The organism is Streptomyces sp. 8N616 (assembly GCF_052246385.1).
Lineage (GTDB): Bacteria > Actinomycetota > Actinomycetes > Streptomycetales > Streptomycetaceae > Streptomyces.
The window spans coordinates 1-14,024 of record NZ_JBQQBY010000029.1 but is presented as its reverse complement, the minus strand read 5'-3'; the positions used below and the strand labels follow the sequence as shown (position 1 = coordinate 14,024).

Below are 14,024 nucleotides of genomic sequence, written 5' to 3'. Positions count from 1 at the left end.
CCGCTGGTCATCTCTTCCCAGGTGGGACGGCAATCGCCGTCCCGCCGTCCCAAGATCCCCGCTCCCGGTTGTGCGGCCGTGACGCCTCCGGCGATTGTGCGGGCACATTGACGCCTTACATCAAGGGAGGGCAATGCCCAGGCCAGAAAGAGTGATAGATCCATCGGCCGGCACCGTGCAGCGGTTCGCCCACGAACTGCGTGAGCTGCGAACGGATGCCGGAAGACCCTCCTACCGAAAAATGGCGGAGTCCGCTCACTACTCGGCCGCGACCCTCGCCGAGGCCGCACGGGGACTGCAACACCCCTCTCTGGCCGTCACGCTGGCCTATGCCGAGGCGTGCGGCGGAGACGTCGACCTGTGGGAGAAGCGGTGGCACGCGGCCGCCGAGGAGATCGCGAACGAGCCGGAATCCAGGGGCTCACCTGTGAGGACCGAGGCTCGGCAGGCCCAGCGGGACGAGGCGGGGGACGCCGCGCCGCCGCCTGTCGCGATCTCCGTGGCCCACCGGGCACAGCTGGAGGCGTGGCGGCCCGCCCAGGCGTTGCTCGTCGTCGGTGCGGCGTCCGCCGCCATCGCCATCGTGGCCGCGATCGTGGGCTTCGTCGTGGGGGCGGCGGTGGTGTCCGATTGACCTGCCCCCGCCTCCCGTAGCGTTGACAGGTTTTATGCGGGACGCCCTTGAAAGAAGCCGCCATCCCTCCCGCCGGATTCCCATACCGCTGACACGTTTTTGTGGCTAGCTTTTCGCTCGGTTCAACCCGCACGCCAGGTTGAGTAATAGTCGAGGAGGAACGAATGGCAACCATGTTGCAGAAGGTGAACGCCAGCGAGGAACTGCGTTCCGCCGCCTCCGGTCTCGCGGACGTGGAGAGTCTGTCCGCGAGCGAGCCGGTGCTCGCCACCCCCGCGGCCGTGGCCGCAGGCGTGACCGTCACCGCCGCCGCGTTCGGCGGGGGCATCGCGGTCAGCTGGGCCGTCAACGACTGATTCGTCCGAACCAGATCTGAATCCATAGAAAGCCGAGGAGAAGTAGATGTCTTCTGTCCTGGAGAAGGTGAACGCCAGCGAGGAGCTGCGTTCGGTTTCGATGCACTCGGCGGAGTCCGAGTGGATCAGTGCGATGAGCCCGGTGCTGGCCACACCGGCCGCCTTCGCCGCGGGTGTCGCCGGCGCAGCCGCCTCGGCCGGTGCCTTCGCGGCAGGCGTGGCGGTCGGACAAGCGGTTTTCGGCTGAAGTCCCCGCCGCCGGGCGGTATCGACGCGCAAGCGTATGCGTATGACCGCCGTTGATTCCGGACGGCACATGAAGACCGATGGCCGGGGAAAGGAACGGGAACAGCAGTGGGGTCGGCGATTTCCTCAATCGCGAGGAGAGTGTTCTCCTCCCCGGCCATCGGCCGGAACACGGCGCTGACCGCCGGAGAGCAGATCAGCGCGATGACGCACCTCGTCAGCAGCCTGGAGCTCCTGGTCACCGAGCGGGACCGGTGTGAGGGCGGGCTGAACAACTGGGACCTGGCCCGGGAGAACTTCGCGGCGGCGCCACTGGTGGTGCGCAAGGCCCTCGACTTCATCGCGGACCGGCGAACCACCAGGGTCATCCACGGCGCCCGGGCGGCCGCCGCCGCGTCGCTGCTCCTGCCGGGCACCCACCGGAACCACCGTGCGGCGGCGAACGGCTTCCTCGCGCTGTCCGCCCTCGTCACCTATCCTCGCCACCACTACGGAACCGACGGCTCGGACCAGCTCTCCTTCCTCGTACAGACCGCGTCGGCCGTCGCCCGGATCGGCGAGCGGCAGCCCAGGATCGTCGACGCCTGCCTGTGGTACATCGCACTGCAGTCGACGATGTCCTACGCGATCTCGGGATACGTCAAGGTCGTCAGCCCGACCTGGCGCACCGGCGCGGCGCTGCCCGGAATCATGCGCACCGAGACCTACGGGGACGCGCAGGTCTTCCGGCTCATCCAGCGCTACCCCCGGTCCTCCAAGATCCTGGGGCACGCGGTGCTCGCCATGGAGTGCGCCTTCCCGGCGGTGTTTCTGGCGAAGGGCAGGGCCGGCGCCGCGCTGTTGACCGCGACCGGGGCCTTCCACCTGGTCAACGCCCGCGTGATGGGTCTCGGTCGGTTCGTCTGGGCGTTCGTGGCGACCTATCCGGCCGTGCTGTACGTGACCCAGCGCCGCGGGCTTCCCGGAGGCGGGCGATGAGCGGCAGGAGCAATATCCTTCCCCGCGTCGCGGGAGGGCTGCTGGGTGCCACGTGCGCGACGGGAGTCGCGGCCCAGTTCCTGCGCCACCGCAAGGTGCTGCGCGGTATGCGGGACGAGGAGCTCTTCGAGACCAGCGCGGGCAACCTGCTGGCGTACCGGTTCACCGGGACGGACCGCCAGACGGCGCCCCTCGATCCGGTCGTGGTCTTCGAGACGGGCCTGCTGTCCACGTCGGAGCACTGGGTGTGGCTCCGGCGCGCGCTGGCCCGCGACCATCCGGTGCTGTCGTACAACCGCGCCGGCTACGGCCGGAGCGAATACCGGCGGACGGATCCGTTCACGCTCGGCGCGGCGGTCGCCGACCTCACCGACCTCGTACGCGGGGTGGCCGGTGAGCGCCCCGTGGTGCTCGTCGGCCACTCGCTCGGCGGGTATCTCATCGTGCGGGCGCTCGAGTCGCTGCGCGACATCACCGTCGGCGCGGTGCTCATCGACCCGAGCCACCCGGCCGAGCTGCACAGGTCGCAGTCCCAGGCCGAGGGCGCCCGGACCCTCACCTTCGCGCTGTCGCTCATGCCGCAGTCCATCCGCCTGGGCCTCGGCGCGCTGCTCCCGCCCCCGGAGTGGCTGGCCTGGCTGCCCGCGGACACGCGGGCGCTCGCCCTCGCCCAGTACCGCGACCGGAAACTGTGGCAGGCGGGCCGCCGCGAATGGCGGGCCGCCTATGCCGAATTCCTCAACCACGACGGAATCCTTCCCAAAATCGGTGTTCCGCTGCGCCTGGTCGCCGCGACCAGGACGCACCACAAAGACAGGGCCCAGGCGGAACTCCACGCGGAACTCGTGGCGTCGGCGCCGAGCGGCGACCAGCACTGCATCGACGATGCCGAACACGACGAACTGCTGCTCAACCAGCGGCCGGCAAGCGAGATCTCCGCGCTGATCGGCGCATTCGTCACCCAGCTCAGGACAACGGACGAGGGGCGGTAATGCCGATGCCCGGAAGAGGCAGGTCCGTGCCGGGGAAGGGGGCCGCCGCGGCCCGCGCGGTGGAGTTCGCTTTCGCCTCGTGGCTCGTGGTCACACTGCTGAGCCAGCATCCGCTCCGGACGTTCGACCGGCTGCGCAGATACGACCACGTCGGCCTGCTGATACCGAACTGGAGGTTCTTCGCCCCTGAGCCCGCCAGACACGACTTCCATCTGCTGTTCCGGACCCTGTCGGTCACGGACGAGGAGTCACCGTGGAAGGCGGCCTCCCGGATCCACGAGAGGAGGTGGCGGCAGGTCGTGTGGTTTCCCGGCCGGCGCCAGGAAAAAGCGGTCTTCGACACCTGCAACGAGATCGTCGGAGTGGTGGGGAAGAAGGACGTGAAGATCGTTGACGCTGCGGCGTACCGGTTGCTTCGCGACTTCGTGATCCGCCGGATCAGGGAAGAAGAGGAGGACGAACGGCATGCGGCGATCAAGGGATTCCAGTTCCTGGTGGTGCAGTACAGCGGCCACGACGATTCGGAAGATCCCCAGTACGCCTTCATCTCACCGTTCGTACCACTGAATTCGGCAGGTATCGCATGACGCAGGTCGACGACATCGGATACGGCCGCCAGTTCGCGGCATTCTACGACCAACTGTTTCCCAAGGACGCCTCCGCGGACCGCACGGCCGGCACACTGGCCGCCTTGGCAGGTGACCGCGGTGCTCTCGAACTCGGCGTGGGCACCGGCCGGATCGCGATCCCGCTCGCCCGGCGGATCGGCACGGTCGTCGGGGTCGACTCGTCCCCCGAGATGCTCGACGGGCTCTGCCGCGATGCGGAGCCCGCCGGCGTGGATGTGAAGGCGGTCCACGCCGATCTGCGCACCTATACCGATGAGCGCGTCTACGACCTCGTGTACTGCGTCTGCGGCACGCTGTCGATGGTGCTGGACGCCGGGCAGCAGAAGGAGGCCGTGCGGCACGCGGCGGACCGGCTCGCTCCAGGCGGCCACCTGGTCATCGAGACGCACAACGCCCCCGGCATCCTGGCGATGGCCGAGGGAAAGCGCACCGCCACCTTCTTCGTCCCGTACGGCGAGCCGAACACCGGCCTGTTCACCTCGTGGATGATCGATGCGCAGGCGTCGCTGTGGCAGGCCTCCCACATCTGGTTCCACCAGGGCGAGTTCCGGATCGGCACCGAGCTGAGCAGGCTGACCACCCCCGCGGAGACCGACGGCTACGCCGCCGACGCGGGCCTGGAGCCGGTCGGTCACCACGCGGACTGGTCAGGCGGCCCGTACGCCGAGGAGGGGCCCATGTTCGTGGCGACCTACCGGAAGCCGGAGCAGAGCCGGTGAGCGCGGGCGAGAGCACCCAGGACCTGGACCTCGTCGGCCTCGTCAAGGCCTACGCGGACAAACAGGTGCTGCACGACGTCGGCTTCTCCGTACCGGCGGGACGGATCGTGGGGTTCGTCGGAAGCAACGGTGCCGGCAAGAGCACGACCATGCGGATCGTGCTCGGCCTGACCTCGGCGGACTCCGGACAGGTGCTCGTCGACGGCGAGCCCATCGGCGTCAGGGAGCGCAAGCGCATCGGCTACATGCCGGAGGAGCGCGGTCTCTACCCGCGGATGCGCGTCCTGGAGCAGTTGACCTACCTCGGCCGGCTGAGCGGCTTCTCCGCGGAGGAAGCGGGCGAGGCGGCCGGGCAGTGGACCGGGCGGCTCGGACTCGGGGCGGCCGGGCAGGCCCGGCTGTCCGAGCTGAGCCTCGGCAACCAGCAACGGGTCCAGCTCGCAGCGGCCCTGCTGCACGATCCCCGGATGCTCATCCTCGACGAGCCCTTCTCCGGGCTCGACCCCACCGCGGTCGGTGTCATGAGCGACGTGCTCAAGGAGCAGGCGGCGCTGGGCAAGCCCGTGCTGTTCTCCAGCCACCAACTCGATCTCGTGGAACGGCTCTGCGACGAGGTGGTCATCATCTCCGGCGGCCGCATCGTGGCGTGCGGGTCGGTCGGCGCACTGCGGGAGAGCGAGCCCGTGAGCTACCGGATCGTCGGCGACGGGATCACGCCCGGATGGACCGCGAGCCTTGAGGGAGTGACCGAGCTCGAGTGCGAGCACAACGCCTGCCGTGTCGAGATCGAGAGGGGCCGTGACCAGGAATTGCTGGCCGCGGCCCAGTCCCTCGGCCCCGTCCGCGAGTTCACCCTCGCCCAGCCCAACCTGACCGATCTCTACCGAGACGTGGTGAACCCGGATGGCCCCGACCGAGCCTGACCATCTCTCCGCGCCCACGTCCGTACGGCTCGTGGCCTCGCGGGAGCTGCGCACCCGGCTGCGCTCCGCGGGTTTCATCGCCGGCACTCTGCTGACCATGGCGATCGTCGCGATACTTGCGCTGCTGCCGAGCTTCTTCGGCGGCGACGACGGCAAGTCGGTCGCGGTCGTCGGGCTGTCCACGCGTCAGAAGGCCGCACTGACGGCGCACGGAACTGCGGGTGAGCAGGTCGAGATCCGCGAGGCCGGGAGCGTGGCCCGAGCGCGTAGCCTGCTCGACGCTGAGGACGTCGACGGCATGGCCGTCGTCAACGGCTCGGATGTGACGATCACCGTGCGGCAGTCGTCCGATCGGGCCTTGGCCGACTGGCTGACCGCCCGCCTGGAGCGGCAGGCGTTCACCGACGAACTGCGGCGGCAGGGCGCGGACGTCGAGGCACTGGCCGTCCACTCCCAAGTCCACTTCACCACCACCGACTCCGGTGACGAGCAGCGCGTGGTCCTGGCCTATGTCGTCTCGCTCATGCTGTTCAGCCAGATCGTCGGCTCCGGCGGCTCGGTCGCGCAGGGCGTCGTGGAGGAGAAGAGCACCCGGGTGATCGAGATCCTCCTCGCCAAGGTACGCCCGACTCCGCTGCTGATCGGCAAGGTCCTCGGGATCGGGGCGGTCGGCCTGATCCAGCTGCTCGCCGTGGCGGCCGCGGGTGTCGTGACCGCTTCGGTTTCGGGGGCGTTGGCCATCGAGTCCACGATCCTGCAGGTGGCAGGGGCGAGCCTAGCGTGGTACCTCCTCGGGTTCCTCTTCTACGGCTTCGTCTACGGGGCCGTGGGCTCGATGGTCTCCCGCCAGGAAGAGCTGGCAGGCCTGACGATCCCCCTGCAACTGGTCAACACCACGGCGCTGGTCATCGCGGTGATCGGGCTGCAGGACATCGGTGCGGGCTGGCTCGCCGCGTTCAGCTACATACCGCCGTTCTCCGCCATTCTCGTCCCCCTGCGGATGGCCGGAGGCGTGGCCTCCCCGGCCGAGATCGTGCTTCCCGCGGTGATCCTGCTGGCGGTGACGGCGTTCGTAGTCTGGTTGGGCGGCGTCATCTACAACCGGTCGATCCTGCACACCGGCAAGCGCATGAAGATCACGCAGATCCTGCAGAACGCCTGACAGCGGCACGGCAAACCGAAGGGCTCCACCTGTGACACCGAACGCCAAGCTGATCGAACTGCGCACGTTCCGACGGCTGATGAGGGCCCGGCCGGTACTCGCCCGCGGCGGCGTCGTGCTCGTGTGCCTCGGCGTGGCGCTGCTCATCGTCGTCCCCGACCGCACGGTGCGCACCCTGCTCGGCCTCGGCGCGGTGTTCACCGGCCTGTTCTTCTGCACGGCGGGCTTCGGCCTGCTCTTCCTGCCGATGGGGCCCCGGCGCGACTCCCGCGTCACGGGGGCGCCGGTGGCAGGGCGCTGGATGGTGGTCAACAGCCCGGGCAGCGCGGTGCCGAGCCACGGCATCCACTCCCTCGCCCAGACCTTCGCCGTGGACCTGGTCCATGTGCCCGAAGGCGTTCCCGGGCGCGGCGAACCCGCGGAGAAGGGCCTGATCGCCCCCGGCAGGTTTCCGTCCTTCGGGCGACCGGTCTACGCACCGGCCGACGGGGAGGTCGTCGCCGTCCACGACTCGGAGCGGGACCACAGGGCGCGCACCGGCCCTCTCGGTCTGGCCTGCATGTTCGCCGAGGCGATGATCCGCGAAGCCGGCGGGGCACGGATGCTGTTCGGCAATCACATCGTGCTCGACGTGGGCGACGGAGCGTACGCGGTGCTGGCCCACCTCAGGAAGGGCACGGTCACGGTACGGGCGGGGGATGCGGTCCGCTCCGGCGAGCAGGTCGCCGAATGCGGCAACTCCGGGAATTCCAGCGAACCCCACATCCACTTCCAGTTGATGGACCACCCGCGCGCGAGCCGTGCCATCGGCATCCCGTTCGCGTTCGCCGACATCGGTGTGGAGGACGGACGGGGCACGTGCGTTCCGGCGAACGACAAGACACTGGTGGCTCGTGAACCGCAGGCCGGATGCGGGTAGCCGCGCACGATGCTGGGATCCGGCGGTGCACCGGACGTGGCCGCGGGCAGCTGATCCGTTCTTCGCCGAGCCGTGAATCAGGGCGCGCCGCGGGTCGCGGTCGGAGAGGGACTGGCCGTCTCGTACGCCTCGTTGCACGTCCAGGCACGGAAGTCCTTGGTACGCGACCACAGCCGGCGTGCCGCGCGGATGTTCCACTCGGGGTCCAGCGCCTGCAGCCGCGTTCCGCCCAGCTCTCTCAGGGCGCGGTCGGAGAGCTGGAACACGCCCCAGTTACGCGTCCCGTTGGAGTTGGCCAGACTGAAGAGCGCATCGAGATGCGACTGGCAGCGCGCGATCCCGACTGCCCGATCCGGTTCCTCGGCGAAGACCTCCCGGATCCGGCGCTCCAGCCGGGGCGCGGACCACGGCCGCAAGCGCACCTTGCCTTCGTAGAGGGCCCGTTTGGTGCGCTCGTCGACGATTCCGTTGGGATTCAGTCCGGCGAAGAGCTGGAAGACGATCACCCGCATCTGAGTGACCGGCCCGAACATGCCGTCGATGTCCAGCGAGGCCCCCGCCTTGGCCAGAAGCTGCTGGGTCTCCCGTACACACGCATCTTCCTCGCCCATGCTCAACACGACAGGGCATGTGGTGCTCAACAGCAGTTTCCCTGAAGAGCCGGTTTTCGGGTCACCGGCCGGATGCGCCGGATCCTCGCCCGCCCCCGGTGTGAAGGCCACGGCCAGCGTGACGAAGGCCACCAGGGCGAGCGCCAGTCCACCGGTGATCAGCCATCGCGTGGGGTCTTCGAACTCCCGCACCGGCGGGCGGGACGGTGCGCGCTCCGCGACTTCTCCGGCCCGTACTCCGGCCCGTTCTCCGGCCGCTTCTTCGGTCCGCGTGGAGTGCTCGGCGGCCGGCGCAGGCTCGTCCGCCGCACCGTTGCCCGGTGCGCCCTGCAGGCTCTGACCGGCTCGCGGCTGGCGCCGGCGCCACTCCGCATCCGCGAGGACCCACAGTTTGTGCAGCTCGGCCAACTCCTCGGGAGTCGCCCCGCACACCCTGGCGATGCGCTCCGCCGAGGTGTACTCATGGGGAACGCCCGCGCCCGAGCAGTAGCGGTGCAGGGCCGAACCGCTCAACCCGGTCCGCTTCGCCAGGGCCGCGTAGCTGCGGTTGGCCCGGGTCTTCAACTCGTGCATCAGCGCGGCGAACTCGGCCACGTCACCGGATGCCGGCACTCCCCCTCCCTCGGGTGGAAGCAGCGATTTACGGCAATGGATCCTTCCCGACCGCCTGCAGTACGTCAACGTTGACGTTCATGCTCCGTCGAATGGCCGTTCCCAGCCTCGGCAGAGTGCGCAGTCGGCCCCAACTGGCCGACGTGGAGCGGAACTTCACGCGTGCCGGGCAGACCCCGCTGTCGCCATCCGCGTCCGTCCGGGGCCCGGGATCTCCCCGGAGCCGCGCGCGATCAACTCGGTCGGGATGACGAAGGTGCGGGGAGGCTCATCGAGCCCGGCGACGCGGTCGAAGAGCCTGCGGGCCGCTGTCCGCCCCATGGCGGCCAGGTCGTGCGCCACCACCGTGACCGGCGGGCTGAGCAGGTCGGCGGTCTCGAAGTCGTCGAAGCCGACCAGGGCGAGACGGTCCCGCACACCGGCTTCGTGGAGCGCCAGGAGAGCGCCCGTGGTGCACACGCTGTTCAGGGTGAACAGCGCGGTGGGAGGGTTCGCCGAGCCGAGCAGCGCGGCGGTCGCGGCCCGCGCCGCCCGGATGTCCTCGACGCCCAGACGTACGAGGTCGTCGCCGACAGGAGTTCCCGCACGGTGCATCGCTTCGCGGAAGCCGCGAACGCGCTCGTCGACCGTGTACTGCCCCGCGGCCGCCCCGATGACGGCCGTCCTGTGGTGGCCGTGTCGCAGCAGGTGCTCGGCGACTCCGGCGCCCGCCACGCCGTCGTCGGCGAGGACGGTGTCCGCGGACAGCCCCCGGGGCGGGCGGTCGACGAAGACGAGGGGGATGCCCGTCGCCTGCTCGGGGGCCAGGAAGGAGTGATCGTCGCCGGTCGGAACGATGAGCAGACCGTCGAGCCGCCGCGACGACAGCATCTGCAGGGTCTCCTTCTCCCGGCCGGCAGTGCGGGTGTTCGCCGTGACCACCACGGAGTTCGCCTGCGCCGCCACTTCATCGACCCCGCGGACGAGCTCCCCGAAGAAGCGCGTCGCCGAGTGCTTCAGCACCAGGCCCACCACACCTGAACGTGTGCCCTGGCGCAGGTTGCGGGCGAGATCATTGCGGCGGAAGCCGAGTTCCCGGGCGACGTCGGTGATCCGCTGGGCGGTCGCGGGGGAGACCCCCGGCTCGCCATTGAGGACGCGGGACACGCTCTTGATACTCACGCCGACCCGGCACGCGATGTCCTTCATGGTCGGCCTTGAGGACCTCGCCTCCTGCATGCGTATGCACCCTCCGCCTCGGCGTGAGCCTATCGCGACACATCCGGCGATGATCAATCCGCCTTCACGGGCCCGTGAGACCTGTGCCCGCGTCAACGACGCACGTCATGGATGATGCATCCCGAGGTGAGAGCGTGTCCATGCCGCCCTGCCGGGGCGGCGGCGGTGCGAGGAGGGCCCACCGTTCCCTGCGGCCTGACGCCGACGACTACTGAGCGTGGTTATCCTCACGTCATCCTCACGTCAGCCGCTACTCAGGCGATCGGTGCAGGTCAGAGGCCTGCGCCCAGAGGACCGGCGCAGGAGCGGTAGGCAGTCAGGCGGCCGGGCGGGGCCAGTGGTCCAGGTCGCCGCCGCGCCACTCGATGAGCGTCCGGTCGTTGAGCGAGACCTCCGCCGGATCAAGTCCTGCCGCGCGCAGGAACTCGGCGACGTCCCCGCGGCCGTGGGCCAGCCCCACGATCTGGCCGTGCACGGTCACGCGCCGCCCGCCGGACGGGGACGGCGGGTGCACGATCACGGGCGGGTGCTCGGCAGCCATACGTCCAGAGTGCTGCGGGACGCGCCGCGCCGCATCCCGGTCGGTGGCGCCGGGGGCGGGTACGGCGGGGAACCGCCGCCGACGGTTGACCGCGGCGTACGGGGCCCGCGGCTCCTCGCCGTGGCCGACGGCTTCGGCGGCGGGGAGGCCTCGAGCGCTGCTGGCGCTGCGAGCGCGTCCATCGGCTCGACCGTCCGTACGCCCGCCGGCGCCGTCGCCACCGAGGCCCTCAAGCGGCTCGAGACCGGCGACGGCCCGCTCGGCGATCTCCTCACGCCCTTGAGGAGGCGGCCCGCCAGGCCAGCGACACCGTCAGCGAGCTGGCCGGGTCCGACCCGGCCTGGCGGGTGTGGGCACCACACTTACCGCGATGCTGTGGTCCGGCTCCCGGCTGGCCCTCGTCCACATCGGTGACTCGCGCGCGTATCTCCTCCGCGATGGCGGTTCTTCCAGATCACCTGTTTCTTGCGGATGCCCCGGCGTTTACGCCGGGAGGAATCGCATCCGGGCGTTGCGACGCGGAGCGTCGCCGTATCCGGTTCCGGGCGCGGAGCGCCCGCACAGCTGCCCGGCGGAGCCGGGGTGATGCGAACGCGTGTGCCTGTGATCGCTGGTTGGGGTGGTGGCCGCGTGATCGGGGTATGGGTGTGCGGCGGTCGCACATACGGTCTCATCGGAGGGCTCGGGCTGCCACGGCATCCCGGCCGGGAACCGTGAGGGGGGAAGACATGGCGCAGGTGAAGGCGGCTGCGGAAGCCGGGCATGCCCGCTACACCTACCGACTGCGTGTGCCCTCGACCGCCCGTGCCGCGCTGGAGGCGGAGTGGGACCGATGCCGGTGGGTCTGGAACGAGTGTGTTGCCCGCTCCCAGCAGGCGCACCGGGACGGCGAGACGTGCGGCCCGGCCCGCCTTGACAAGATGCTCACCGAGGCCAGGGCAGCCAACACCTGGCTGCGCAAGGGCGGTTCGGTTCCGCAGCAGCAGATCATCCGCGACTTCGCAAAGTCCCGTGCGAAGGCCCTCAAAGACCTTAAGGACCGCCTGCCGATCAGGCAGCGGGCGGGAATGCCGACGTACAAGCGGAAGCGCGAGGCGGAGCCGACGCTGAACTACACGCGGCGCGGCTTCCGGCTCAAGGACGGGCGTCTGCATCTGGCGGGCGGCATCGTCGTGCGGGTGGTGTGGTCGCGGCCGCTGCCGGCCGAGCCTTCCTCGGTGCGGGTGTACCGCGACAGCCTCGGCCACTGGTACTGCTCGTTCGTCACTCCCGCCCAGCTCCAGCCGCTCCCGCCAACCGGTGCGGTGATCGGGATCGACTGGGGCGTGAAGGAAACGGCGACCACCACTAGCGACGCCCACGACCTCCGGCACACCCGGCACGGCAGGAAGGCCAAGGAGAAGCTGACCCGCTACGACCGGATGATGGCGCGTCGTAAACCGAAGAAAGGGCAGCCCGCATCGAAGGGCTACCGGGAAGCGAAGAGGCTGCGAGCGAAGACGTACAAGAAGATCGCCCGGCAGCGGCAGGACACCGGCCGCAAGTGGGCGAAGAAGGTCGTGCGCGACCACGATGTCATCGTCGTGGAGGACTTCCGTCCGAAGTTCCTCGCCAAGACGACCATGGCCCGCAAAGCAGCCGACGCCGCCATCAGTGCCACCAAGGCGGCCCTGCTGGAGATGGGCCGCAAGCACGGGCGCGAGGTACGCCTGGTGCATCCCGCGCACACCACTATGGACTGCGCGTCCTGCGGAGCGAGAACCAAGCACGCACTTCCGCTGTCGGAACGTACCTACACCTGCACCGCGTGCGGAGCCACATCCCCCAGGGACAAGAACTCCGCCCGCGTGATGCTCGTCCGGGCTGGTCTGAACCCGGCTGGTGCCGATCGCGTAAGACTCGATCGCTCGCTGAGCGACCGAGCAGCGTGAGCCAGGAATCTCCCTCGTTCACGAGGGAGAGCATTCAAGCACGACCACACGCTCGTCCGGTCGATGGTCGACGAGGGGCGCATCACGGCAGAGGAGGCCGCCTCGCACCCGCAGCGGGCGCTGCTGCTGCGTGCCATGGGCGGCGGCGGGGAGTTCGCCCCCGACCTGGGCGTACGCGATGTGCGCGCCGGTGACCGCTATCTGCTGTGCTCGGACGGCTTGTCCGCCGTGGTGGACGCGGAGGAGATCCGCCGCGTCGTCGGCTCGACGCCTGAGCCCGCCGAAGCGGTCCGGGCGCTGATCGACGCGGCCATACGGGCGGGCGGGCCGGACAACGTCAGCTGCGTCGTAGCCGATGTCGTGACGGATGTCGTGGCCGACGTCGTGGCCGACGCGGTGGCAGGCGGGGTGGAGCAGGCCGGGCCGCCCGTGCTGACGCCGTAGGCTTCCCGCATGGTTGTCCGCAGGATCGAGGCCGTGGCGTTCGACATCGGGGAAACCCTCGTATGCGACGACCGCTACTGGGCATCGTGGGCCGAATGGCTCGGCGTTCCACGGCATGCCCTGTCCGCGCTGGTCGGGGCGGTCGTCGCGCAGGGGCGGGACAGCGCCGACGCCATCAGGATCGCGAAGCCCGGCGCCGACGTGGCCGCCGAGTACCGGGCGCGGGAGGCCGCCGGGCACGGGGAGCGGCTCGAGGAGAGCGACCTGTACCCGGACGTCAGGCCCGTCCTGTCGGATCTGCGGCAGACCGGTGTGCGGGTCGTGATCGCCGGGAACCAGAGCGCGCGCGCCGCCGAGCTGCTGCGCGCGCTCGATCTCCCGGCCGACGCGATCGCCACCTCGGGGGAGTGGGGCGCCGCCAAGCCGGAGCGCGAGTTCTTCGACCGCGTGGTCGGCCTCGCCCAGGCCGTTCCCGAGCGGATCGTGTACGTCGGCGACCACCCCGCCAACGACGTCGGCCCCGCGAAGGCCGCCGGGCTGCGGGTCGCGCACATCCGCCGCGGGCCCTGGGGCCACCTGTGGGCGGGGAGTGCGGCGTCCGCGGCGGCGGACTGGCACATCGGCTCGCTCGCAGAACTCCCGCCGCTCATCGAGGAGTAGCCCGGCCTCCCGCGGAACTCCCCGCGCTCATGTCGGAATAGAGAATCCCTCCCTTCAGGGAGGGAGCATTCAAACGGGGTGTGAAGCGCGCGCATGCAGATAATTGCGCGCACACCCTCGGCACGCGCCGCTCCGCGCGGTTCACTCGAATCCTGGGCCGCCTCTCCCCGCTCCGCGGCCCGCCCCGCCCCCGTCGCGTCCCCCCTCCCTCCCAGCGGCGAGGGCGGGGGTCGACGCGCTTTGCTGCACCAGCGCCCCCAAGAATCCACCCCAAATGCCGGACTTCCGTGGGCCGTTCGTCCAGCAAAGCTCGGAGGCCTGCCCGGAGTCACTTCGCTCCGGACTCCGGCTGCTCGACTCCGCCGCCCGGGGGCGGGTCGGTGGGTGGGGTGGTCTGGTCGGTCGGGGTGGCGGGGGCGGTCGGGGGGTCGCCCGCGGGGGGCTCACCG

General features: G+C 70.2%; 15 protein-coding genes and 1 pseudogene. 13 read left to right on the top strand and 3 right to left on the bottom strand.

The window, feature by feature from the left end; translation table 11 throughout:
- Positions 1-241 precede the first annotated feature (241 nt).
- From ACTWQC_RS24755 to ACTWQC_RS24710, 10 genes are all read left to right on the top strand, one after another.
- Positions 242-634: a hypothetical protein gene (locus tag ACTWQC_RS24755; RefSeq protein ID WP_443317996.1), complete on the top strand. Its 393-nt coding sequence runs from the start codon at positions 242-244 to the stop codon at positions 632-634.
- 164 nt (positions 635-798) lie between these two features.
- Positions 799-990 (top strand): hypothetical protein, encoded by a 192-nt coding sequence (locus tag ACTWQC_RS24750; RefSeq protein WP_443317995.1) that lies wholly within the window; start codon positions 799-801, stop codon positions 988-990.
- A gap of 46 nt (positions 991-1,036) precedes the next feature.
- Complete coding sequence (locus tag ACTWQC_RS24745; protein ID WP_443317994.1) at positions 1,037-1,237, top strand: hypothetical protein; 201 nt, start codon at positions 1,037-1,039, stop codon at positions 1,235-1,237.
- A gap of 140 nt (positions 1,238-1,377) precedes the next feature.
- Positions 1,378-2,214: a hypothetical protein gene (locus ACTWQC_RS24740; protein WP_443317993.1), complete on the top strand. Its 837-nt coding sequence runs from the start codon at positions 1,378-1,380 to the stop codon at positions 2,212-2,214.
- Positions 2,211-3,206, top strand: a complete 996-nt coding sequence (locus ACTWQC_RS24735) for an alpha/beta fold hydrolase (protein WP_443317992.1) — start codon at positions 2,211-2,213, stop codon at positions 3,204-3,206. The genes ACTWQC_RS24740 and ACTWQC_RS24735 overlap by 4 nt, the downstream gene beginning before the upstream one ends.
- Positions 3,207-3,292: 86 nt before the next feature.
- On the top strand, positions 3,293-3,793 hold the full coding sequence (locus ACTWQC_RS24730; RefSeq protein WP_443317991.1) for a hypothetical protein: 501 nt from the start codon (positions 3,293-3,295) through the stop codon (positions 3,791-3,793).
- Positions 3,790-4,554: a class I SAM-dependent methyltransferase gene (locus ACTWQC_RS24725; RefSeq protein WP_443317990.1), complete on the top strand. Its 765-nt coding sequence runs from the start codon at positions 3,790-3,792 to the stop codon at positions 4,552-4,554. The genes ACTWQC_RS24730 and ACTWQC_RS24725 overlap by 4 nt, the downstream gene beginning before the upstream one ends.
- On the top strand, positions 4,551-5,477 hold the full coding sequence (locus tag ACTWQC_RS24720) for an ABC transporter ATP-binding protein (RefSeq protein ID WP_443317989.1): 927 nt from the start codon (positions 4,551-4,553) through the stop codon (positions 5,475-5,477). Before ACTWQC_RS24725 ends, ACTWQC_RS24720 begins: the two co-directional genes overlap by 4 nt.
- Complete coding sequence (locus ACTWQC_RS24715; protein ID WP_443317988.1) at positions 5,458-6,639, top strand: ABC transporter permease; 1,182 nt, start codon at positions 5,458-5,460, stop codon at positions 6,637-6,639. The genes ACTWQC_RS24720 and ACTWQC_RS24715 overlap by 20 nt, the downstream gene beginning before the upstream one ends.
- Positions 6,640-6,670: 31 nt before the next feature.
- Positions 6,671-7,558: a peptidoglycan DD-metalloendopeptidase family protein gene (locus tag ACTWQC_RS24710; RefSeq protein WP_443317987.1), complete on the top strand. Its 888-nt coding sequence runs from the start codon at positions 6,671-6,673 to the stop codon at positions 7,556-7,558.
- Between the two features lie 77 nt (positions 7,559-7,635).
- Here ACTWQC_RS24710 and ACTWQC_RS24705 read toward each other — a convergent pair whose 3' ends face one another.
- The 3 genes from ACTWQC_RS24705 to ACTWQC_RS24695 form a co-directional block, all read right to left on the bottom strand.
- Positions 7,636-8,781 (bottom strand): helix-turn-helix domain-containing protein, encoded by a 1,146-nt coding sequence (locus ACTWQC_RS24705; protein WP_443317986.1) that lies wholly within the window; start codon positions 8,779-8,781, stop codon positions 7,636-7,638.
- 156 nt (positions 8,782-8,937) lie between these two features.
- Positions 8,938-9,999, bottom strand: coding sequence for a LacI family DNA-binding transcriptional regulator (locus ACTWQC_RS24700; RefSeq protein ID WP_443317985.1), 1,062 nt, complete (start codon positions 9,997-9,999; stop codon positions 8,938-8,940).
- A gap of 316 nt (positions 10,000-10,315) precedes the next feature.
- Complete coding sequence (locus tag ACTWQC_RS24695) at positions 10,316-10,540, bottom strand: hypothetical protein (RefSeq protein WP_443317984.1); 225 nt, start codon at positions 10,538-10,540, stop codon at positions 10,316-10,318.
- Between the two features lie 728 nt (positions 10,541-11,268).
- Between ACTWQC_RS24695 and ACTWQC_RS24690 the strand changes: the two genes are divergently transcribed.
- The 3 genes and pseudogenes from ACTWQC_RS24690 (at position 11,269) to ACTWQC_RS24680 (ending at position 13,575) form a co-directional block, all read left to right on the top strand.
- The gene (locus ACTWQC_RS24690; protein WP_443317983.1) at positions 11,269-12,471 is read left to right on the top strand and encodes an RNA-guided endonuclease InsQ/TnpB family protein; all 1,203 of its coding nucleotides are present in this window, start codon (positions 11,269-11,271) and stop codon (positions 12,469-12,471) included.
- A gap of 39 nt (positions 12,472-12,510) precedes the next feature.
- Positions 12,511-12,915 (top strand): annotated as a pseudogene (locus ACTWQC_RS24685) (PP2C family protein-serine/threonine phosphatase); the annotation flags it as partial.
- 9 nt (positions 12,916-12,924) lie between these two features.
- Positions 12,925-13,575, top strand: coding sequence for an HAD family hydrolase (locus tag ACTWQC_RS24680; RefSeq protein WP_443317982.1), 651 nt, complete (start codon positions 12,925-12,927; stop codon positions 13,573-13,575).
- Positions 13,576-14,024 lie beyond the last annotated feature (449 nt).